Annotated in this window: 22 protein-coding genes; 8 read left to right on the forward strand and 14 right to left on the reverse strand. The window is 65.1% G+C overall.

The window, feature by feature from the left end:
* Positions 1 to 38 precede the first annotated feature (38 nt).
* Entirely contained in the window at positions 39 to 281 is a 243-nt protein-coding gene (locus tag T8K17_RS22340; protein ID WP_322331944.1) for a hypothetical protein, read from the reverse strand.
* Positions 282 to 733: 452 nt separating this feature from the next.
* Between T8K17_RS22340 and T8K17_RS22345 the strand changes: the two genes are divergently transcribed.
* The 4 genes from T8K17_RS22345 (at position 734) to T8K17_RS22360 (ending at position 3,658) form a co-directional block, all read left to right on the forward strand.
* A complete protein-coding gene (locus tag T8K17_RS22345) occupies positions 734 to 1,300 on the forward strand; it encodes a sigma-70 family RNA polymerase sigma factor (protein ID WP_322331945.1) in 567 nt (188 codons plus the stop codon).
* A gap of 53 nt (positions 1,301 to 1,353) precedes the next feature.
* A complete protein-coding gene (locus T8K17_RS22350) occupies positions 1,354 to 1,488 on the forward strand; it encodes a hypothetical protein (RefSeq protein WP_322331946.1) in 135 nt (44 codons plus the stop codon).
* Positions 1,489 to 1,492: 4 nt separating this feature from the next.
* Positions 1,493 to 1,777: a hypothetical protein gene (locus tag T8K17_RS22355; RefSeq protein WP_322331947.1), complete on the forward strand. Its 285-nt coding sequence runs from the start codon at positions 1,493 to 1,495 to the stop codon at positions 1,775 to 1,777.
* Positions 1,778 to 1,975: 198 nt separating this feature from the next.
* Complete coding sequence (locus T8K17_RS22360) at positions 1,976 to 3,658, forward strand: phospholipase D family protein (RefSeq protein WP_322331948.1); 1,683 nt, start codon at positions 1,976 to 1,978, stop codon at positions 3,656 to 3,658.
* Positions 3,659 to 3,784: 126 nt separating this feature from the next.
* On the opposite strand, the gene T8K17_RS22365 is transcribed toward T8K17_RS22360, so the two are convergent.
* From T8K17_RS22365 to T8K17_RS22375, 3 genes are all read right to left on the reverse strand, one after another.
* Positions 3,785 to 4,030, reverse strand: coding sequence for a hypothetical protein (locus T8K17_RS22365; RefSeq protein WP_322331949.1), 246 nt, complete (start codon positions 4,028 to 4,030; stop codon positions 3,785 to 3,787).
* A 509-nt stretch (positions 4,031 to 4,539) separates the two neighbouring features.
* Positions 4,540 to 4,935: a VOC family protein gene (locus T8K17_RS22370; RefSeq protein WP_322331950.1), complete on the reverse strand. Its 396-nt coding sequence runs from the start codon at positions 4,933 to 4,935 to the stop codon at positions 4,540 to 4,542.
* A 40-nt stretch (positions 4,936 to 4,975) separates the two neighbouring features.
* Entirely contained in the window at positions 4,976 to 5,902 is a 927-nt protein-coding gene (locus T8K17_RS22375) for a hydrogen peroxide-inducible genes activator (RefSeq protein ID WP_322331951.1), read from the reverse strand.
* Between the two features lie 243 nt (positions 5,903 to 6,145).
* Between T8K17_RS22375 and katG the strand changes: the two genes are divergently transcribed.
* The 3 genes from katG (at position 6,146) to T8K17_RS22390 (ending at position 9,631) form a co-directional block, all read left to right on the forward strand.
* On the forward strand, positions 6,146 to 8,356 hold the full coding sequence (gene katG / locus T8K17_RS22380; RefSeq protein ID WP_416153150.1) for a catalase/peroxidase HPI: 2,211 nt from the start codon (positions 6,146 to 6,148) through the stop codon (positions 8,354 to 8,356).
* A 139-nt stretch (positions 8,357 to 8,495) separates the two neighbouring features.
* Positions 8,496 to 8,816, forward strand: coding sequence for a hypothetical protein (locus tag T8K17_RS22385; protein WP_322331953.1), 321 nt, complete (start codon positions 8,496 to 8,498; stop codon positions 8,814 to 8,816).
* A gap of 173 nt (positions 8,817 to 8,989) precedes the next feature.
* Positions 8,990 to 9,631 carry a TetR/AcrR family transcriptional regulator gene (locus T8K17_RS22390; RefSeq protein WP_322331954.1) on the forward strand — a complete coding sequence of 214 codons (642 nt, stop codon included), beginning with the start codon at positions 8,990 to 8,992 and terminating at the stop codon, positions 9,629 to 9,631.
* Positions 9,632 to 9,806: 175 nt separating this feature from the next.
* Here the strand turns inward: T8K17_RS22390 and T8K17_RS22395 are convergent, their stop codons facing one another.
* The 10 genes from T8K17_RS22395 to T8K17_RS22440 all read right to left on the reverse strand — a co-directional run bounded on the left by T8K17_RS22395 (position 9,807) and on the right by T8K17_RS22440 (position 20,373).
* Positions 9,807 to 10,547: an ABC transporter ATP-binding protein gene (locus T8K17_RS22395; RefSeq protein ID WP_322331955.1), complete on the reverse strand. Its 741-nt coding sequence runs from the start codon at positions 10,545 to 10,547 to the stop codon at positions 9,807 to 9,809.
* Positions 10,544 to 11,302: an ABC transporter ATP-binding protein gene (locus tag T8K17_RS22400; RefSeq protein ID WP_322331956.1), complete on the reverse strand. Its 759-nt coding sequence runs from the start codon at positions 11,300 to 11,302 to the stop codon at positions 10,544 to 10,546. The genes T8K17_RS22395 and T8K17_RS22400 overlap by 4 nt, the downstream gene beginning before the upstream one ends.
* Complete coding sequence (locus T8K17_RS22405) at positions 11,302 to 12,096, reverse strand: SDR family oxidoreductase (protein WP_322331957.1); 795 nt, start codon at positions 12,094 to 12,096, stop codon at positions 11,302 to 11,304. Before T8K17_RS22405 ends, T8K17_RS22400 begins: the two co-directional genes overlap by 1 nt.
* On the reverse strand, positions 12,096 to 13,109 hold the full coding sequence (locus T8K17_RS22410) for a branched-chain amino acid ABC transporter permease (protein ID WP_322331958.1): 1,014 nt from the start codon (positions 13,107 to 13,109) through the stop codon (positions 12,096 to 12,098). Before T8K17_RS22410 ends, T8K17_RS22405 begins: the two co-directional genes overlap by 1 nt.
* Positions 13,106 to 14,014, reverse strand: coding sequence for a branched-chain amino acid ABC transporter permease (locus tag T8K17_RS22415; RefSeq protein ID WP_322331959.1), 909 nt, complete (start codon positions 14,012 to 14,014; stop codon positions 13,106 to 13,108). The genes T8K17_RS22410 and T8K17_RS22415 overlap by 4 nt, the downstream gene beginning before the upstream one ends.
* Positions 14,015 to 14,112: 98 nt before the next feature.
* Positions 14,113 to 15,396 carry an ABC transporter substrate-binding protein gene (locus tag T8K17_RS22420; RefSeq protein WP_322331960.1) on the reverse strand — a complete coding sequence of 428 codons (1,284 nt, stop codon included), beginning with the start codon at positions 15,394 to 15,396 and terminating at the stop codon, positions 14,113 to 14,115.
* A 231-nt stretch (positions 15,397 to 15,627) separates the two neighbouring features.
* Positions 15,628 to 16,248, reverse strand: coding sequence for a 2-hydroxychromene-2-carboxylate isomerase (locus tag T8K17_RS22425; RefSeq protein ID WP_322331961.1), 621 nt, complete (start codon positions 16,246 to 16,248; stop codon positions 15,628 to 15,630).
* Complete coding sequence (locus T8K17_RS22430) at positions 16,245 to 17,864, reverse strand: AMP-binding protein (RefSeq protein WP_322331962.1); 1,620 nt, start codon at positions 17,862 to 17,864, stop codon at positions 16,245 to 16,247. Before T8K17_RS22430 ends, T8K17_RS22425 begins: the two co-directional genes overlap by 4 nt.
* A gap of 55 nt (positions 17,865 to 17,919) precedes the next feature.
* Positions 17,920 to 18,561, reverse strand: coding sequence for a TetR/AcrR family transcriptional regulator (locus T8K17_RS22435; RefSeq protein WP_322331963.1), 642 nt, complete (start codon positions 18,559 to 18,561; stop codon positions 17,920 to 17,922).
* 138 nt (positions 18,562 to 18,699) lie between these two features.
* Positions 18,700 to 20,373 (reverse strand): NAD(P)/FAD-dependent oxidoreductase, encoded by a 1,674-nt coding sequence (locus T8K17_RS22440; protein WP_322331964.1) that lies wholly within the window; start codon positions 20,371 to 20,373, stop codon positions 18,700 to 18,702.
* A 402-nt stretch (positions 20,374 to 20,775) separates the two neighbouring features.
* Here T8K17_RS22440 and T8K17_RS22445 point away from each other — a divergent pair, with 402 nt between their 5' ends.
* Positions 20,776 to 21,864, forward strand: a complete 1,089-nt coding sequence (locus T8K17_RS22445) for a helix-turn-helix domain-containing protein (protein ID WP_322331965.1) — start codon at positions 20,776 to 20,778, stop codon at positions 21,862 to 21,864.
* Position 21,865 lies beyond the last annotated feature (1 nt).

Here is a 21,865-nt window from a genome sequence, read left to right on the forward strand (position 1 = left end):
TTGGACATACGAATAGTCCGGAATATCGGGGACGATCGTTATTCCTCGATCGGAATAGCCCGATATTCCGTTGATTTCATGTCTCTGGGGTCCGGCATGTCGACAGCTTCGTCGATCGCATCCTCATAGAGCATGCCGCGCCTGATCAGTTCGCGGATCGCGGCAGCGCGCGTCGGGATACGATTATCGAAGCGCCAATCGTCGATCCTGGTCAGCTCTTCGTCGTCCAGCATGAGCTGAAGCCGCTCAGTACGACGACCAGACTTTTGTTCTTCACCCATCGGGTTCTCCATGGTGCCAGGCCTCGCCACACCATCCAAGTCGTCGGATCCGCGGCCCAGATGCTTGGAACCGGGGATCGAAATCATCCGATTTTGAGCACTAACACCATTTAGATCCGACAGATAGCGCCTACGAGGCGGCCGATAGGCCAATCATATACTCATAGTGCGCCTCTTACTCAACAGCCGTCATCTGTGTCAAATGACACAATGGCTTTAAATGATCATTCACCCCAAACCGCCCAACCAACCCCTCCCGCTCATAGTGAGCCGAATAATCATAATGATTACGAGCCGCCTTTTCTGCCCGTCCCTCATGTTGCTGCAAATGCCTCCATTATATAAACCGCCCAAATGGGGCTTTATGCTTTAGAGTGGGCAGCGGATTTAATTGAACCGGAGCTCAATAAGTACTTTATTGCTATTCATCGAAACGAATTCAGGTGACCGAGATGAGTCCGAACGTGGCCAAAGAGATCGAACAGCTGCTCCCCACCCTGCGCCGCTTTGCGCGGTCGCTGACCCGGGACGCCGCCCGTGCCGACGATCTGGTCCAGGACACCGTCGAACGCGCGCTGAAGCGCATCGACAGCTTCGAGGAAGGATCCAACCTCAAGGCCTGGATGTTCACGATCATGCGCAATCACTTCATCTCCGAGTGCCGCCGCCCGCGTCCGGTGGCCGGTTCGGAGGAACTGGACTCCGGCAAGTACGAGCAGTCCATCCCCGGCGCCCAGCAGGACACCGTGGAGCTCAAGGAGTTCATGGCGGCTTTCTCCAATCTGGATAAGGGCGATCAGGAACTGCTGATCCTCGCCGGCCTGGAGAACGTGCCGTACCCGGACATCGCCAACATGCTCGACGTCGCCGTCGGCACGGTGAAGTCCCGCGTTGCCCGCGCCCGCATGCGTCTTCGTGAGCTGCATGTCGGCGGCGCCCATCTGTCCTCTACGCCTGCATACGTCTCGTCCATGCGCTCTCGCAACGGCGTCGCCGCCCACCACGCCGGTGTCGCCTGAGGCCTCACCCGCGCACGGAACGGCAACAACGTCTTTGATCAGGAGATAGAGAAATGAAAACGGCTATGGAGCACACCACCGCCATCCCAGCGAACAATCCGGCCCTGCAGCGGATGGCCCTTATGATCGGCTGCGCGTTCGCGACCACCCTGTGGGCGCAACTGCTTCTCGTCGTGGCGGGGGGCTGAGGACATGCGGATCCGTTCCATAGCTATTGTCACCGGTATCGCCCTGGTCGCCCTGATCGCCATGCCTGCCACTCTTCTGGGCGGCGCGATCCTCGCCCAGTCCTACGCGCCGGAGAGCCTGAGATTCGCGGTGCACACCGCCACTGTCGTCACCGAGGACGGCCTGGACGCGGCGGAAATCGAAACCGCCTGGGCCAGCGTGCGGAATACGATGGACCTGAACCCGGTCAATGTCGCGGTAGCCGAAGAGCTCGGCTTCGAGTCCGCCGAGATCCAGGCTCCGCGCTGACCCCCGCCCCGGGCGTCGCGCCGCATCAACCGATCTATCCGACAGGGATCTCGGACCGAGAGCCCTGTCGCGCGTTACGCCTGACGCACAGCCGACAGAAACGCCTATACACCAGAGAAACGGCCTTCAATGACTGTTCCGGCCGCCCTCAGGCAGCTTCCTCTCCCGCCGCTCAACGACTCGAAGCCGATGGACGCGATGGAAACGACACTGGGGGTTGAGACACGGCAAGATCCAGCGGAAGAGACGTCGGCAGAGACGGTCACCCCGCTGATCGCGGCGAGCGAAGCCTATCCCGCCCTCGAAGAACGGATCTTCGACGCCAAGCGCGAGGTGCTCCTCGGATTCCGTATTTTCGATCCGACAACCAGACTGCGCTCCCAGCGGGTCACGGACTCGGGCCTGACGACCTGGGCAGACCTGATCGCCGACGTGTCGTCGCGGGGCGTCGATGTGCGGATCCTGCTCACCGATTTCGAGCCCACCGTCGCCACCGATCTTCACAAGCTGACCTGGGCCTCCGTGCGCGGCTTTCATACGGCCCGCATCGACGCCGGCGACGACGGGGACCCGCGCCCGGGTCTGCAGGTGATCGCCGCGCTGCACGAGGCCAAGGTCGGCAAGATGTTGCGCTGGGTATTCTGGCCGCTGGTTTGGTATCGGGTCCGCCGTCTGGCCACGATCCAGGGCGTCCGTCCCGAGACCCTGCTGGCGGAGGCGCCCGGCCTCGCGCCGCTGCTGGGAACCCGCAATCCCAGCGCTCTCCTGCCCCGTTTCGGGACTCCCCCGCGCCTGCGACCGGCCACCTATCATCAGAAGCTCGCCATCGTCGACGGCACGTACGCCGTGATCGGCGGGCTGGACATCAACGAGCGGCGCTACGACACGCCGGCCCACGATCTTCCGTCCGATGAAACCTGGCACGATGTCAGCCTGGGCATCACCGGTCCGGTTTGCGACGACGCGCGGGACCATTTCATCGATTGCTGGAACCGGGAGGTGAAGCCGTTCAACCAGCGGGTCAAGCGCCTGCGCCGGTTCGTGCGCAATATGCCTGCCCTGGTGGAGCGGATGGACGTGCCGGACACGTCGGCCCGCCCGCAGCGCGTCGACGACCGCCGATTGCGCTTCATCCGCACGGTGTCCCGCCAGCGCCGCACGCTCACGGAATTCGGCCCCCGACCGGCGATCATGGAGATCGAGCAGGCGCATATCGACGCCATCCGCCAGGCGGAGGGCATGATCTACATCGAGACCCAGTTCCTGCGGTCGCGGAGCATCGTCCTGGAACTGGTGGCGGCCGCACACCGCCAGCCCGACCTGCGTCTGATCCTTCTGCTGCCGTCGGCGCCGCAGGAGGTGCTGTACGAAGACGCCACGGAGCCGCCGCATCGGCACGGCGAATGGCTGCAGATCCAGTGCCTGGAGGCGATCCGGCAAGCGTTCGGCGAGCGTGCGGCGTTCTATTCGTTGGTGAACCGGTATCAGGAGCTGGAGACGGACGACCGCCGGACGATCGACGGGCACCCGGTCATCTATATTCACTCCAAGGTCTTCATCGTCGACCACCGCCTGGCGATGATCAGCTCAGCCAACCTCAACGGCCGAAGCCTGCGCTGGGACACCGAGGCCGGGGTGGTGTGGAACGACGCCGAAGAGGTCCGCGCCTTCGAACAGCGGCTGTGGGATTACCATCTGGGCTCCGTCTTCGCGGGCCGGCGCATTGCCGGCCGCAATGAAGAGCTTTTCGATCTGTGGAAGGAGGCAGCGACCGGCGGGCCGGCTGAGGCGGAACGGCGCCCGTATATCGCCGACTTTCCGTTCGAAGAGGGTCGGGCCTTTGCCAGAAAATCGTGGTTCGTCCCGGACGATCTCGTTTGATCCGACGACGAAAAATACGCGCCGAAGCGCGTATTCCCGAGAATTCCTATGTCCGAAGTGCACCCTGACCCGATGTGGCGTCGGCGGGACGCGGCGCGAACGGCTCAGCGCGTAGACCGCAGCCCGTCAGTTCCGACCCTGGTGATGGCCGCGGACGAGATCGAGCAGCCGTTGAGGCACCGGCTCGTCCGTCATCGGGTCGAGTGCCCGGTGCAGAAGGGCATTCTGCGCCATGAACGCGCCCAGCGTTTCCGCACATCGATCATCCTGCAGATCGAGCTCTTCGATCGCTTCGGCCAGATCGCCATCCGCCTGCCCATCCACGAACGCAGATAGATCTTCGATCGTGATGACATCCAGCAGGGTGGGCATCTCATGATCTCCGTTTCGCGACAATGACATACTGAATCTCACTCTGTTGCACGACTAAAGAACGTCCAACCGCGAGTATGGTTCCTAAAATTACATCGACTTTGAAAATATTCCAGGGAGATTCAACATCTTAAGATCTTAACCCTGACTGTTAACTTTTGGTGCACCAGAGAGCCCGTCAATTCTTCCGCCACGGCATGCCAGCGACCGGCCGCCCGAGCCCAGCCTGCCGCGGCGTGACCGGGAGCGTACCGGCCTTTTCAAGTTGCCGCCGGCCAGCTCGTCCAATGCGGCCTTCGCGGCCTCATAGCTCGCCACCATGGTGTTGCGCGCCTCGACACTTCGAGTGTCACCGGTACTTCGCTGTACTGCTTCTCGGTGTAGTCGAAGATGTCCGGGCTGAGGTCCTCCGCTGGAGAATGGTCGGGGCTCAGTTCGGCGATCATCCCCGACGGGCGACGGCCTCGCAGCGGATCGTGAACCATACCGACCGATGGGGCATGCAGCGGTCAGGAGTAGACGGCGACCTCGATGAGGTTCCGGTCGGGGTCGTAGAAATAGACCGACGTCATCGGGCCCAGCGCGCCGATCTGGGGTACCGGGCCCTTGGCGATCTCCACCTCGCAGGCCGCGAGATGGGCGATCACGTCATCGATCGGGCTGGTGGTGATCAGGCAGATGTCGAGGCTGCCGGGCGCGTCGTTGTCCACGCTCCACCAATGCTCTGTGCCGGTCGGCCGCACGTTGAATTTCTGCCGGCCGTACTTCAGGGCGACATGGGTGTGGTCCCCATAGGCGAACTCCTCGCGCTGCAGCCCGAGAACCCGCTGGTACCAGGCAACCGTCGTCTCCAGGTCGCGGCAGTTGATGACGATGTGGTCGACCCGGTCGATCTCGAAGCCCATGGCGTCCTTCCCCTCGGTTGCTTGGCCGCGCTTCGGCGGTTCATGGGGCGAGACTCGCCTGCCTGTGGCGTTCGCGCAAGGTGGCAGCCGAGCCCCGCACCACCTCCGCCACCTGGCCGAGCTGCGGGGCAAGCGGGCTGGTCTTGCGCCAGATCATGCCGACGCTGCGCGAGGGCTGCGGCTCGTCGAACCGGGCGATCGACACCGAGGCGGAACGCGTCTCCACATCCGCCGCCATCTCCGGGATCAGGGTGACGCCGATCCCCGATCCGACCATCTGGACCAGGGTGGACAGCGAACTGCCGTCCAGAGTCTCGCGCGGCAGGGTCGAGCGGATATTGCAGAAGGACAGCGCCTGGTCGCGGAAGCAATGCCCCTCCTCCAGCAGCAGCAGCCGCATTTCCCGCAGGCTTGCGGGACTCGGCACCGGATCGTCTGCGGCATCGCTGTGCCGGACCAGCAGGAACGTCTCCGAGAACAGGGTGACCTCCGTGAACGCAGGCTCGGAGACCGGCAGCGCGACGACCGCCGCGTCGATCCGGCCGTCCGACAGCTCCTGCAGCAGACGCGGGGTCAGGCTCTCGCGCACATGAAGATCGAGGCCGGGATGACGCTCGGTCAGGTCGCCGATCAGCGAGGGCAGCAGGTAGGGCGCGATGGTCGGGATGATGCCGAGACGCAGGCGCCCGATCAGCCCCTCGCGCGCCGCCCGCGCCATGTCTCCCAACTCTTCGGCAGACCTCAGCAGGTCGCGGACCCGCAGCGAAAACTCCTCGCCAAAGCTGGTCAGCCGCACCTTGCGGGCACTGCGGTCCAGCAGCGAAACCCCGAGGGTCTCCTCCAGCTCCTTGATCTGCATCGACATCGCCGGTTGGGAGATCGCGCAGCTCTCCGCCGCCCGCCCGAAATGGCCGGTGCGGGTGACGGCGTCGAAGTAGCGGAGCTGTTTCAGGGTGATGTTTATCATAAGCACAGCTTATCAAAGCGATCAGTAAATGAGAATTCCTCGGATCATTCAGTTTGGATAGATTCTAAATTAGCGATGACGCGGGGCCTGTCGGGTTCTACGATGGAGTTGGGTGGACGGACGAACCGTCGGCCTCTCTCGGACCCTGAACCGTCGCGAACGCCTATGACGCTTTCTGTCTGGCGCGCGCCGTGGCGGTGCCCCGCGGAGAGACAACCCGAATTGCGATACTGGGAGGTAGTAATGGACGGCAGTAACAAGTCAGGCGGATGCCCCTTCATGCACGGGCACACGCTGGCCTCTGCGGTGAGCAACCGCGACTGGTGGCCGAACCAGCTCAATCTGAAGATCCTGCACCAGAATCCGCCGATGTCGGACCCGCTCGGCGAGGACTTCAACTATGCGGAGGCCTTCAATGCGGTCGACTACGACGGGCTGAAGAAGGACCTTACCGCCCTGATGACCGAGTCCCAGGACTGGTGGCCGGCCGATTACGGGCACTACGGCGGACTGTTCATCCGCATGGCCTGGCACAGCGCCGGCACCTACCGCACGGGCGACGGCCGCGGCGGCGCCTCCTCGGGTACCCAGCGCTTCGCCCCGCTGAACAGCTGGCCGGATAACGGCAACCTGGACAAGGCGCGCCGCCTGCTCTGGCCGATCAAGCAGAAATACGGCAATGCCATCTCCTGGGCCGACCTGATGATCCTGGCCGGCAACGTCGCGCTGGAATCCATGGGCTTCAAGACCTTCGGGTTCGGCGGCGGCCGCGAGGATATCTTCGAGCCGGAAGAGGACATCTACTGGGGTCGCGAGACCGAGTGGTTGGCAACCTCCGACAAGGAGAACAGCCGCTACTCCGGCGACCGCATGCTGGAGAACCCGCTCGCCGCGGTGCAGATGGGCCTGATCTACGTCAACCCGGAAGGCCCGGACGGCAACCCAGATCCGCTGGCTTCGGCCAAGGACATCCGCGAGACCTTCGCGCGCATGGCCATGAACGATGAGGAGACCGTCGCCCTGGTGGCCGGCGGCCACACCTTCGGCAAGTGCCACGGGGCCGGTGATCCGTCGCTGGTCGGTGCCGAGCCGGAAGGCGGCGACATCATCGACCAGGGTCTCGGCTGGAAGAACGGCTTCGAGTCCGGCATCGGCGCGCATACCACCACCTCCGGTCTCGAAGGGGCGTGGACGCCGAACCCGACCCAGTGGGACATGGGCTATTTCGACATGCTGTTCGGCTACGAGTGGGAGCTGACCAAGAGCCCCGCCGGCGCCAACCAGTGGGCCCCGAAGAACGTCGCCGAGAAGGACATGGCGCCGGATGCCCATGATCCCTCCAAGAAGGTCCCGACCATGATGTCCACCGCCGACATGGCGATGCGCATGGACCCGACCTACGAGAAGATCTCGCGGCGCTTCCACGCCAATCCGGACGAGTTCGCCGACGCTTTCGCCCGCGCCTGGTTCAAGCTGACCCACCGCGACATGGGTCCGCGCGTCCGCTACCTCGGCCCGGAGGTCCCGAGCGAGGTGCTGATCTGGCAGGATCCGGTGCCGGATGTCGATCACCCGCTGGTGGACGACAAGGACGTGGCCGACATCAAGGCGAAGGTCCTGGCCTCCGGCATCCCGGCGGCCGACCTGATCTCGGCGGCCTGGAACTCGGCCGCCACGTTCCGCGGTTCCGACAAGCGGGGCGGCGCCAACGGCGCCCGCATCCGCCTCGCCCCGCAGAAGGACTGGGAAGCCAACGAGCCGGTCAAGCTCTCCGCCACCCTGGAGAAGCTGGAAAGCCTGCGGACGTCCATCAACGGCGGTCTGTCGGGCGGCAAGAAGATCTCGCTCGCCGACCTGATCGTGCTGGCGGGATCGGCCGCGGTGGAAGACGCCGCCAAGAAGGCGGGTCACGACGTGAAGGTCCCCTTCGCGCCGGGCCGCACCGACGCCAGCCAGGAGCAAACCGACGCCGAGGCCTTCGAGCCGCTGGAGCCGGTGGCCGACGGGTTCCGCAACTACCACCCGCGCAAGTACAGCGTGGCGGATGAGGAACTGATGGTCGATCGGGCCCAGCTCCTCGGCCTCAGCGCGCCGGAAATGACCGTGCTGGTCGGCGGTATGCGGGCGCTGAACGCCAATTACGGCGGGTCGAACCTGGGTGTCCTCACCGACAAGCCGGGCACGCTCACGAACGACTTCTTCGTCAACCTGCTGAACATGCGCACCGTGTGGTCGGCGGCGAACGAGGACGAGACGGAGTTCGAGGGCCGCGACCGCACCAGCGGCGCGCTGAAGTGGAAGGCGTCCCGCGCCGATCTGGTGTTCGGCTCCAACTCGCAGCTCCGGGCCGTCGCCGAGGTCTATGCCCAGGAAGACGCCAAGGCGAAGTTCGCCAAGGACTTCGTGAAGGCCTGGACCAAGGTCATGAACGCGGACCGGTTCGACCTCGCCTGATCGCGGTCGCACTGACCTGAGCAGATCCAAGGGGGCGGCGTCTCGACAGAGGCGCCGCCCTTTTGCGTTCGGGAACCGGGTCCGCGACAACCCGTTCCCCAACAGACCCTAATCCCTCCACACGACCATGAGGAAACCGATGACCGACCGGATCGTCTGGAAATTCACCCCCGTCGCCCATGCCGAGGATCCGCGCTGGCTCAACCGGGAGATCGCGCAGACCCTGTTCGTGGAAGCCCCGACCTCCGGCGAGGCGATCGTCGCCGCCACCGCCTGGGACAGCCGCAACGTGACCGGCCATGTCGGCAACGAGAGCGCCCACAACCACAGCGCCTTCGCCGACGAGAAGCTGTACCGGATCGACCGGGCCGGCACGGAGGAGGCTGCCAAACTCGATTCCGCTTCCGGGCCGGTCTGGTCCGGTGGTGAGGCGCTGGTGCTGGACAATCAGACCAACTGACCTCCCGGCGCCGGTAGCTTTCCTTCAAATCCCCTACGACGAATACGGGAACATAGGCGACAGAAAAGCCGATATCGCCCCTCTCCCAGAGCCACAAATTTGGCCCAACTTCCGAAACTAATCTGTTAATATACAAATGAAATAACAGTGCATTAGGAAGCGCCGACATATCGATGGCGGACTCTCTTTCCCTTCGCCCCACCCAAGCGCGACGTCTGTCCCGTGAGGAGAAGGCGCGCGAGACCTACAGACTGCTTCTGGAAGCCGCGGCGCAGGTGGTCGGCACCGACGGTTATGCCGAGGCCTCGATCTCGAAGATTACCCAGCTCGCCGGCGTCGCCCAGGGAACCTTCTACAACTACTTCGAATCCCGCCAGGACGTCTTGAACCGGCTGCTGCCCTATATGGGCCGGCAGATGCTCGACCATATCGCCTCGTCCATGCCGCGCGACCTGACCGGACCGGCGCGCGAGGAGGCACGGCTGCGGGCCTTCTTCGGCTATCTCGACACCCATCCGACCTTCTACCGCATTCTGTACGAGGCCGAGGTCTTCGCGCCCGAGGCTCACGCCGAACATTTCCGGATTCTGGTTGAGGGCTACAAGGCGGCGCTGGGCCGGGCGGTCCGGCGCGGCGAGATCCAAGGGTTCGACGAGAACGAGCTGGAGGCGATCATCTACATGCTGCTGGCCTCGCGGGCCTATATCGCCATGCGCTACGCCCGGGACGGCAACGGCCATACCGGCCCGGTGCCCGAGCATGTGATCCAGGCCTATATGAAGATGCTGCGCCGGGGCCTGTTCTCGGAAGGGTGAGGGCTTCGTCTCCCTGTCACTCCCGTCCCCCACCCGACGTCCTGGACGCGCGAGGCCAACGGCCGAGGGCGATCCAGGATCGTGTCCCCGGCGTCGATCACGGGGTCCTGGATCGCCCCCGGCTTTGGGCCGGGGACGTCCAGGAAGTCGGGTAATACTGGATCGAAAAAAACCGTCAGATCGCCAGGTACCGCTTGGTGACCTCTTCGTTGGCGCGCAGGCCGGCGATGGTGTCGCGGTAGACGATATGTCCCTTGTCGATCACCGCCGCATCCTCGGAGATGCCGAGGCAGAAATGCATGTTCTGCTCGGCCAGGACGATGGTGACGCCGGTCTCCCGCAGGGTGCGGATCAGGTCGCCGATCGCCTGCACGATGATCGGGGCCAGACCCTCCGACGGTTCGTCCAGCAGCAGGACGTCCGGGTTGCCCATCAGGGTGCGCGCGATGGTCAGCATCTGCTGCTCGCCGCCGGACATCAGCCCCGCCTTGCGGTCCTTCATGCGGGCCAGGATCGGGAAGGTGTCGTAGACCCGCTCCAGGGTCCAATCCTCCTGCCCGCGCACCCCCTTCTTCATACCGATGAGAAGGTTGTCCTCCACGCTGTGCATGGAGAACACCTGCCGATCCTCCGGCACGTAGCCGATTCCGGCCCGGGCGATGACATCGGGCCGCGCCCCGGCCAGGTTCTGGCCTTCCATGGCGATGACGCCCTTGCGCGGCTTGGCGATGCCGGCGATGGCCTTCATCGTCGTGCTCTTGCCGGCACCGTTGCGGCCCAGCAGGGCCAGGGTGCGGCCGCGGGTGACCTCCAGATCGACGCCGAACAGGATCTTGGAGGCGCCGTAGAAGACGTCGATATCCTCGACCTTGAGGATCACGTCACCGGCCGTGCTGCCGTTCGTCCCGCCGCTCATTGCGAGGCCTCCGCCGTCGACTCCGATCCCAGATAGGCCTCGACGACCTCCGGATGGCTGCGAATTTCGTCCGCCGTTCCCTGGGCCAGGACCGCGCCGTAGCTCAGCACGGTGATGCCCTGGGCGACCTCGAAGACGATGTCCATGTCATGCTCGATGAAGATGAGCGTCATGCCCCCCTGCTCCCACAGGCGGCGCACGGTCCCGATCATCTGCCAGCGCTCCTCCGGACCCATGCCGGCGGTCGGCTCGTCCAGCATCAGCACCTTCGGCTCGAGCGCAAGCGCCAGACCGATATCCAGCAGCTTCTGGTCGCCGTGGGAGATGTTGGAACTCAGCAGCTTCGCCACCGAGCCCATGCCCAGCAGCTCGATCAGTTCCTCGGTCCGGCGGCGCACATTGGTCGGGGGGAATACCGACAGCAGCGCTTCCGACTCGCGGAAATGCGAGGCCACGGCGCACATCAGCGACTGCTCGACCGTCATGCTCGGGAAGATGCTGGCGATCTGGAAGGCGCGGCCGATGCCCTTGCGCACGATATCGACCGGCGGCTTGCCGGCGATGTTCTCTTCCTCCAGCAGGATCTTCCCGCTGTCCGGCACCAGGTGTCCGGTGACGAGGTTGAAGAGCGTCGTCTTGCCGGCACCGTTCGGACCGATCACGGCACTCAGCGAGCCGGCGGGGAAGTTGAGGGAGACGTCGTTGGTGGCGACCACGCCGCCGAACGACTTGACCACATTCTCGAGGCGCAGCATCAGCGGTTCCCCTGTCGGCGCACGCCGCCATACGGATGCCAGGAGCCGGCGCTGAAGAAGCCGACATCCACCGGAAGCGCGATGCCGGTCACGGCCGACGCTTCATCGGAGGCAAGGAAAGCGACCGCCTTGGCGATCTCCTCCGGCTCGACCATGCGGCCGAGGGTGGAGTTCTCCTCCAGCAGGGTGACGTCGCGATGGCCGCGGTCGATCTGGTCCTGCAGCGCCGGCGTACGGGTATAGCCCGGCTCCACCGTATTGACCCGGATCCCGGCCCTGCCCCATTCGGCGGCAAGGTTCATGGTCATGTTGGTCACCGCCGCCTTGCTCGGCGCATAGGCGTGCAGCGGCACCGAGCGCTCGGCGGTCACCGAGCTGATGGTGACGATGGAGCCGCTGCGGCGCGTCACCATGCGCAGGCCGTAGGCCTTGGCGCAAAGATAGGTGCCGCGCAGGTTCACCGCGATGACGTTGTCGAACAGCTCCTGCGACAGCTCCTCCGGCGGCAGCGGCGGCTGCACGATGCCGGCGGAGGTCACCAGGATGTCGGTCGGACCGACCTCTCGCTCGCTCTTCTCGGCCAGGGCCTCGATGGCGTCGGCGTCGCGTACGTCCACGGCATAACCGACCCCGCCGATCTCGGCCGCGACCTTGGCCGCCGCGTCGGCATTCACGTCGGCGACCACCACGCGCGCCCCGCGCGCCGCCATCACCCGGGCGCAGGCGGCACCGATGCCGCTGGCTCCGCCCGTGACGACCGCGATGCGGTCCTTCAGGCTTCCCACGTCACTCATCATTCACGTCCATTCCGATTTTCCGCCGCCAGACGCGCCTGCTGCTTCTCGACCCACCAATCCTTGACGAAATCGAGAATGCCGCGGCGCAGAACGAGCACGACGAACATGATCACCAGACCGATCACGATCTCGGTGTGCGAGGTGTACATCTGGACCACGTCGTTCAGGATGCGCAGCGCCACCGCGCCGAGCACCGGTCCCAGGAACACGTTCAGGCCACCGAGCATGATCATGAAGATCGCCTCGCCGGACTGCGCCCAGAATGCCCATTCCGGATAGGCGCCGGAGGTGAACAGGGCGAGGATCACGCCGCCGACCGCCGCGATCGAGGACGACACCACGAAGCAGATCAGCTTCACCCGGGTGACGTTCACGCCGAGGAAGGCGGCGCGGGTGGCGTTGTCGCGGATCATGCGCAGGGTGTAGCCGAACGGGCTCTCGGTCATGATCCGCATGATCATCACGCAGACCACGAACAGTACCGCGCAGAAGACGTAGCGGTGATACTGGTCGCCCAGATCGATGCCCAGGAACTCCGGCCGCGGAATGCCGCCCATCAGCCCCTGGTCGCCGCCGGTCAGGTCCACCCAGCTCAGGATCACGCTGTACAGGAACATCTGGAAGGCGAGCGTCAGGAAGGCGAAGTAGATCTCGGTCAGCCGGACGCAGATCGCGCCGATCACCACGGCATAGAGACCGGTTCCGACCACCGCCGCCACCAGGGCCACGGGAACCGATGCGGCGCCCATGGCGCCGGTGAAGGCCGGCGACTGCAGCAGCAGGCCGAAGATATAGCCGCCGAGCGCGAAGAACGCCGCATGGCCGAAGGACACCAGGCCCGTGTAGCCGATCAGCATGTTCAGCGACATGGCGAGCAGGCCGGCGGCGAAGATCGAGGTCAGGAAGTCGCGCGGCCACGCATGCTCGATGCCGAGACCGATGGCGATCAACACGGCAAGGCCGATGGCGGCAATCAGCAGATCGCGCCGGAACTGAACAATGAGGGTCATCGCACCGCTCCCTGGCCCAGCAGCCCGGTCGGCCGGAAGATCAGCACCAGCGCCATGATCATGAACATCGCGCCGTCAACGAAGAGCGGGAAGCCGACGCTGCCGATCGAGCGGGTCAGGCCGAGGATGATCGCGGCCAGGAAGGCGCCCGGGATCGAGCCCATGCCGCCGATAACCGTGACGATGAAGCTCTCCACCAGAATGCCGAGGCCCATCCCGGGGGTCAGCGAGCGCACCGGTGCCGCTAGCGCGCCGGCAACACCGGCCAGCGCACAGCCGAAGCCGAACAACAGCGCGAAGTAGACGTTCACCCGGATGCCGAGGGCCGACACCATCGGCGCGTTCAGCGCCGCGGCCCGCACGATCTTGCCGAACCGGGTCTTGGTGACCAGCAGCACCGATCCGAGGCCGATGGCGACGGCGACGCCGACCAGGAACAGATAGAAGGGCGGGATGAAGCCGCCGGCGAAGCGCAGCGGCGGCAGACGGAACTCGGCCGGGATGCCCATGGCCAGGTATTCCGCGCCCCAGATGATCTTCACCAGATCATCGACGATCAGAATGAAGGCGTAGCAGACCAGGAGCTGCATCAGCAGGTTCTGGCCGTAGACCCGGCTGATGATCAGCCGCTCGAAAAGAATACCGGTAATGCCGGCTCCCACCCCGCCGACCAGGGCCGCCAGGAAGTAGTTTCCGGTGACCACATAGGTCGTATACGCGAGATACGCGCCGACCATGTAGAAGCTGCCATGGGCGAAATTGATGACATGGAGCACGCCGAAGATCAGCGTGACGCCGGACGCCACCAGGAACAGAAGCATGCCGATGATCAGTCCGCTCGTCGCCTGGTTCACCAGGCAGGCAGAGGCCGACAGACAGCTGGCAAGCGCATCTAAATCGAACATAAGGGTCAATCCGCGGATACGAACAGAGACGGGCGCCGGCTTGTGGCCGGCGCCCCGGAAAGTGCCGGGCGGAGGTCAGTCCCCGCCCGGATGCCGCATCAGGCGTACCCGTTGCGCTTCTTCCACTCCGCTTCGTGCTTGTAGATCTCCGACCAGGCGGTCTGGTCGAAGTCCACCACGTACGGCTCGTTCACGATCGTCTTGGAGTAGCCGACCATGTAGTTGACGAGGGTGTGGTCTTCCTCGCGGATGGTCAGCGTGCCGTCGACACCGAACGGCGAGTTGATGGTCAGGCCGGAAGTGGCCTCCGCCATCTTCATCGTGTCGGTGTTGCCGCCGGTCTTCTTCAGCGCCTCGGCGATGAAGTTGATCGCGGCCGCGTTCTGCCACGCCCAGTTGGTCGGCAGCACGTCGGCATTGGCCATGTAGCTCTCGTACCAGGCCTCGTTCTCCGGGGTATCCGGAATGTCCTTGTGGTAGCGGCTACCGGAATACACACCGGCCGGCCGGCTCTTGATGGCCGTCAGCACCGGATAGTCGCCCAGGTTCACCGCGAAGGCCGTGAACTGGTCGAACAGACCGTACAGGCTGGCCTGGTCGAAGAACGCGACAAGGTCGCCGCCCCACAGGCAGGAGTACAGCACTTCCGGCTGGGCGTTCAGCAGCGCGGTCACGTTCTCGGTGTAGTCCGGCTGGAACAGCTTCGGCCAGGTCTCGGTGATGACCTCGGTCTCGGGGGCGAAGAGCTTCACGTACTCCATGAACTCTTCGGTATTGGCGCGGCCGTAGGCGTAGTCCGGGGAGATCGTGGCCCACTTCTTCAGGCCCTTCTCCTTGACCACCTTGGCGGCGACCAGACCGCCGCCGACGGCGTCGTGGATGCCCTGACGGCAGCCACGGAAGACCCAGTCGACCTGGTTCTTCGGGTCGGCGGTGAGCGACGAGGTCTCGGAGTTGGTATGGATGCAGTACTGCTTCATGTCCCGCACCACCTCGTTGACGGCGAAGGATGCGCCCGAGGCTTCTGCGTCGATGATGATCTCGCAGCCTTCGTTGTTCACGAGGTCGCGGGTCATGCGCGCCGCTTCGTCCGGCTTGCCGCGGGAATCGCGGAAGACCGGCTCCAGCGTGCGGCCTTCGATGCCGCCCGCCTCGTTGATCTTGCGGACTTCGTTCTTGATCGCGGCGACCGAGGACTCGCCGAGAATGGCGACGCGGCCGGACAGGATGGTCGGCACGCCGATCTTGATCGGGGTGTTCGCGGCCTTCAGATAGGCCGGGAAGCCGGTGATGCCGGTACCCACGGCGGCAGCCGCAGCGGCGCCTTTCAGGACGGTGCGCCGATCGAGGCCCCGGCGCGGGCTGGAGTGCGACTTCTTCATTGCGATCCTCACTTGATGACGACCCTCTTGCTTCACGACACGTGGCGAGGGTTCGGATTTTTATGATGGTCTATTCGCCCGGAGCATGGTTACCCCGCGCTCCCAATGTCAAGATAATGAATAGTGAGTCATTGATCATTTCATCGGGTGAAACTGTTCTGTCTTTCTACCGGCTGGCGGTTCTGATTTTCCACCGGCGAGCCATGCCGATCTCCCCTTGGGCGAAGGGTGTCAGGGTGTCGGCGACGGGTGCTCCGCCACGCCATGGTCGCGCAGACGCTCGCAGAGCAGGTCGATGCGATCACCGCCCCAAAACAACTCACCCTGGAACACGAACATCGGCACCCCGAACACGCCCATCACCTCGGCCTCGGTGATGACGGCGTCCATCTCCGCCCGACCGGGCCCTTCCACATAAGCCTCATAGGCTTGCACGTCGCCGCCGAGTTCGCCGACCACGGCCGACATCTCGGCCAGCACGTCCAGGTCCAGTTCCCGCTTCCAGAACCGCTCGAACACCGCGTCGTTATAGGCGCGGAAGAATCCCTCGCGCTGGGCGAAGAGCATGCCGGCATTGGCGTAATAGCCGTTATAGACCCGTGCCGGCCCCTTCAGCGTCAGGCCCTGCTTGTTGGCGTAGCGCCGGGCGTCCATGTAGGAATAGCGCACCCGCCGCCAGGAATGCTCGGTGCGGGTTTCAACCGCACCAAGATATTCCTCGATCCGCAGGGTGTACGGGCGCCACTCCAGGGCGACGTCGAACCGGTCCTCCAGCGCATAGGTCGGCCGCACCGCCACGAAGGCGTAGGGGCTCTTGTAGTCGGTGTAGACCCGGATGACGGGCTTGGTCATGACGGCAGTCCTTCAAATTTCGACGGGGAGGAACCGCGACGGTCGCCGCCCCGATCCCAGCAGTCGGGAGTGAGGCCGGTCGCGCGGAGCACGTGTTTTTCGACCTTGGCGGTCGGCGTCTTCGGCAGCGCGTCCACCGCGCGGATGTAGCGCGGGATCATGAAGGCGGGCAGGCGCGGCTCGAGGAAGGCGACGATCGCCGCAGGATCGATCCGCCGCCCCTCGACCGGCGCCAGCACGGCCAGCACCTCGTCCTCGGTGACGTCGCTCGGCACCGCGACCACCGCGGCTTCGCGCACGTCCGGATGGGCGAGGATCTCCACCTCCACCTCGTACGAGGAGATGTTCTCGCCGCGCCGCCGGATCGCGTCCTTCAGGCGGTCGACGAACTGGTAGTCGCCGTCGGCATCGCGCACGAACATGTCGCCCGTATGGAACCAGCCGTTGCGCCAGGCTGCCGCCGTCGCTTCGGGCCGGCCGTGATATCCGTGGGTCATGGTCCAGGGATCGTCGGTGCGGATGATCAGCTCGCCCGGCGCGCCGTCGGCCACGGCCAAGTCGTTGGCATCGACCAGCCGCACCTCCACGCCGGCGCGCGGCCGCCCGCAGATGTTCGGCTTGGCCGGATTGGCGCCGGAGATCAGCGGCGTGCTGATCTCGGTCATGTTGAACAGGGTGAACACGTCGACGCCGAACCGCTCCCGGAACGGCGGGCCGGCCTGGCCGAGAGGCACGATCATCACCGCGCGCAGCGGGTGGTCGCGGTCGTCGTCGCGCGGCGGCTGCTTCAGCAGGAAGGTCGCCATCGCACCGAGCAGGAAGACGCAGGTCACCTCCATCCGCCGCACCGCCGGCCAGAAATCGTCGGTGCGGAACCGCTCCACCACCGCGATCGATGCGCCGACGCACAAAGCCATCGAGGCGATGAAGGCGCCGCCGATATGGAAGATCGGCATGTGCAGCAGGTGCCGGTCGTCGGCCCGGGTGCAGGTCCAGGTCTCCGGGTTCATCGCCGTGTAGCAGTGGAGATAGGATGACAGCACCCCCTTCGACCGGCCGGTGGTGCCGGAGGTGAAGATGATCGACTGGGTGTCCCAGGGCGCGATGGGGGTCGCCAGGGGCTCGGGCCCGCCCCCCTCCCCCAGCAGCACCGCCTCGCCATGCAGGGTGAGCCCGTCGGGCGCGTCGCTTCCCGGCTCCGGTGACGCGACCACGATGCGGGTCAACGCGCCGGTCGGGACCTCCAGCAGCCGGTCGAGGCAGTCCGGATGCACCACCGCGATGGCCGCACCGGAATCCGCGACCACATGCTCCAGGATCGCCCCGCGATAGGCCGGGTTCACCGGCACCGAGACCGCGCCGAGATAGTTCGCGGCGAACATCGCCCGCAGACCGAGCGCGCCGTTCGGCATCATCACCAGAACCGCGTCTCCCCGCTCCACGCCCAGCCGCTGCAGCCCGGCGGCGGTGGCGCGCACCCGGGCCAGGGTCTCGGCGAAAGTCCAGCGCCCGCCGTCCTCGAAGACCGCATAGACGTCGTCGCCGCGCTCCGCCGCATGGCGTTCGAGCGCGTAGCGCAGGACACAAGTCTCGGCGGACGGCGGAACGCGCGTCACGGGTGTCTCCTCCTCTTACGGCCCGGGATGTCGTGGCGCGTCCCTTCGGGCCAGATCAGTCCCCGACCGGCAGCAGCATCGCCGTCACATTGGCGCGCAGGGTTGCGCGGAACCGGGCGACCACCGCCTCCCGGCTCTCTACCGCCAGCATCTGCTGGATGGTCACCGTGGAGGCCTGGAAATGGGTGATCGCGCCGGTCAGGTAGAACGCGACCATCTCCGGATCGCAGGGACCGAACCGGCCCGCCTCCTGACCGGTCCGGATGGCGGCGGCATAGGCCTGGATCAGCGGCAGCAGGTACCAGCGCCGCGCCTTGGCCGCCCGCGACGGGTTCTCCATCAGCTCGCGCAGCAGCAGAGCCGAATAGTCGCCATGGTCCAGCGACCAGTCGAGGAACCGCTCGACCATCGCCACCACACCGTCCAGATCCGCCTCGAACCCGTCCGGGCGGGGCATGTAGGGGGCGATGCTGTCGGCGATGCGTTCCAGCACCTTGCCGTACAGCTTCTCCTTGGAGCCGAAATGGTAGATCAGCGTGGCGATGGAAACGCCGGAAGCGGCCCCGATCTGACGCAGGCCGGTGGCGGCGAAGCCCTGAGTCGCGAACAACCGTTCCGCTGCCTCCAGGCAGCCTTCGCGGGTGTCCGGCGCGCCCTGCGGGCGTCCTGCCTTACGCGCCTGGGCTGTCGCCGCCAAACTCGTCTCCATAATTAATCGATCGATAGATTAAATTGAGCGGAAAAAAGGGTCAACGGCGGAAAGCTCCACCGTTGACCCAGGACAGGGACCCGGCATTGGGGACCGGGCCACAGGGATTGGGTTGTTTGCTCGCCCTCAGGCGTTGACCGCCTCGGCCCGGCTGTCGGCGCGGTCGCGGGAGAGGACGAAGCCCTCGTACCCCTTCCCCGCCACCTCGTCGCAGATCTTGCGGAAGCGGTTCATGCCGCCGGCATAGGGCATGAAGACCCGCGGCTTGCCCGGCACGTTGGCGCCCAGATACCAGGAGTGCCCGGCCTGCGGCAGCAGGGTGGCGTTGGCCACTTCGTTGACGTGGTCGACCCAGCCGGTGACGGCTTCCTCGGTCGGCTCGATCCGATCGATGCCGTCCTTCTCCATCTTCTCGATGCAGTCGGCGACCCATTCCACATGCTGCTCGATGGCGACCGGCATGTTGCAGAGCACCGACGGGCTGCCCGGACCGGTGATGGTGAACAAGTTCGGGAAACCGGCTGCCTGGATGCCCAGATAGGTGCGCGGCCCCGCCTCCCAGGCCTTGTTCAGCGTCACGCCGTCGCGGCCGACGATGCCGAGCTTCAGCAGGGAACCGGTCATGGCGTCGAAGCCGGTGGCGAAGACGATGATGTCGAGTTCGTACTCGCTGTCGGTCGTCTTCACGCCCTTCTCGGTGATCTCGACGATCGGCGTCTCGCGCAGGTTAACCAGGCTGACATTGTCGCGGTTGAAGGCCTGGAAATAGCCGGTGTCGATCGGCGGCCGCTTGGTGGCGAACGGGTGATCGATGGCGGCGAGGTCCTTCGCCTTCTGCGGATCCTTCACGATCTCGCCGATCTTCCCCTTCAGGAAGTCGGCCGCGGTGTCGTTGGCCGCCTTGTCGAACAGCAGATCGTGGAAAGAGGCGCGGAAGCGCAGGCCGCCGACCTCCCAGGCCTTCTCGTAGATCCGGCGGCGCTCCTCGGCGGAGACGTCGAAGACCTTGCGCTCGCTGATCAGGAACGGATGGCCGTTGGTCGAGGCCCGCATGGTCTGGCGGATCTCGTCGATATTCTCCTTCGCCCAGGTCTTGAACTCCGGCGAGAGTGGGTGGTTCTGCGCCGGGATCGAGTAGTTCGCGGTGCGCTGGAAAACGGTGAGGTGCTTGGCGGTCTCGGCGATCACCGGCACCGCCTGGATGCCGGTCGAGCCGGTGCCGATCTGGCCGACCCGCTTGCCGGTGAAGTCCACACCCTCATGCGGCCACTGCCCGGTGTGGTACCACTGGCCCTTGAAGCTGTCGCGACCGGGAATGTTCGGCACGTTGGCGGAGGACAGGCAGCCCACAGCGGTGATCAGGTACTTGGCCGAGACGGTCGCGCCGTCGTCGGTGGAGACCCGCCAGAGATTGGCCTTCTCGTCATAGACCGCGCCGGTCACCTCGGTGTCGAACTGAATGTCGCGCTTCAGGTCGAGCTTGTCGGCGACGAAGTTCAGGTAGCGCACGATCTCCGGCTGCTGCGGATAGCGCTCGGACCATTCCCACTCCTTCAGCAACTCGTCGGAGAAGTAGTAGCTGTAGGAGTGGCTTTCGGAATCGCAGCGCGCGCCCGGATACCGGTTCCAGTACCAGGTCCCGCCGACCCCGTCGCCGCGCTCGATCACCCGGGCGTTCAGGCCGAGGCGGTCGCGCAGCAGGTGGAGCTGGTACATGCCGGAAAAGCCGGCGCCGATGATGACGGCGTCATACTGGGCCGCACCGTCAGTTTTGGCGGCAGAAGTCGATCCGATGGTCATAATTGCTGGTTTCCTCCTCAGGCTTGAGATGAATAATGAACCATCATTCATATTCTCGCAACCCGGCTTCGCATGGGGGCCGGCGCGACCCGGTCGGCTGGGGAGGAACCCGGATCGCAAGGTCAATAACACTTCGGCATAAAAGGATATTGACCAATCGCCAAAATTTTGTGGATACTCATGTATGCATCGTTTGAGTTGAGTCGATCTCCCGGCCCTCGGACTATGATCGGTATTTAGGGAGTACCGGTCAGAGAGCCAAAACGGAGACCGTCCGCCGGCATGAGCGACGCATGGGCGTCCTGTTTGAGGCGCCGCGCCTAGCCGAAGAGTGGGGGCTCTCAGGTTGCGCATGGGATGTCGTCGGATATCCCTGCCCGCCCGTCATTGGGGGATGACGACATGTCGCAACACGCCGCCCTGCCGTCGCTGTCGCTGAGGCCCGGCACCGCGCCGAACGAGGAACTGTTCTGGCACTGGCGGACCGGGATATCGCACTATTTCCGCTCGGTTCCGCTGGTCGATCCGCGTCGGCCCACTCGGGCGCCGGAAGTCCATTTCTTCAACGCCGGCAGCTTCCACTTCTATCATACCGATCTGTCGGAGCAGCAATACGTGCGGGATGCCGCCTGGCTGCGACGCAACGACGATTCCGACCCCGTGGCCCTGCAGCTTTTTCTGCGCGGAACCAATCAGGTCGAGAATGCCGGCCATTCCTTCGTGATGGACCGGGGCGCGGTCACCGCCGTCAACCTGGGATACGAGGTCCACTCGTCCTGCACCGAAGCCGAAGCCCTGACGCTTGCGCTGCCGCGGGCGATGGTGGCCGAACACCTTCCGACGTTGCATGAAACCATCGGAACGCTGTTTCCCCTGGACACAACCCCCGGGCGGCTGCTGGCCGACTTCATGATGTCCCTGCGGGAAACGCTACCCAAGGCCTCGGCGGCCGATGCGCCGCTTCTGTCAAAGGCCCTGTTCGGCCTGCTGCAGGTGCTGGTCGCCGATGGCGAGCCCCATGCCATCGACGCGCGCGACGGCGCTCTGACGGCCGTGCAGCGGTATATCGAAATGAACCTGGGCAATCCGGACCTGGGCGTGGCGAGCATCTGCGCCAAGTACAGGATGTCCCGCGCAACCCTCTACCGGCTGTTTCAGGACAAGGGCGGCGTGCAGGGGTACATCCGGCGCCGGCGGCTGATGGCCTGCTTCCAGGCGCTGAGCAGCGAAAGCCAGATGAAACGCGGAATCTTCGACATCGGGCTGGAATACGGTTTCACCAGCCCGAGCCATTTCACCACCCGCTTCCGCGACGAATTCGGCATGACGCCGAGCGAGGTCCGCGAGTCCGCCCAGGCGCATCACGCCCGGGGCGTGGCCGCGATCCTCACCCCCGCCTCTTCGGACCTGCCGGACGTGGAGCTGATGCGGCGCTGGTCCCTCGAGCTGGGCGATCACGATCGGCACAAACCGGCGAACGACCGGTTCTAAC

Origin of the sequence: Thalassobaculum sp. OXR-137 (genome assembly GCF_034377285.1) — a bacterium.
Taxonomy (GTDB): domain Bacteria; phylum Pseudomonadota; class Alphaproteobacteria; order Thalassobaculales; family Thalassobaculaceae; genus Thalassobaculum.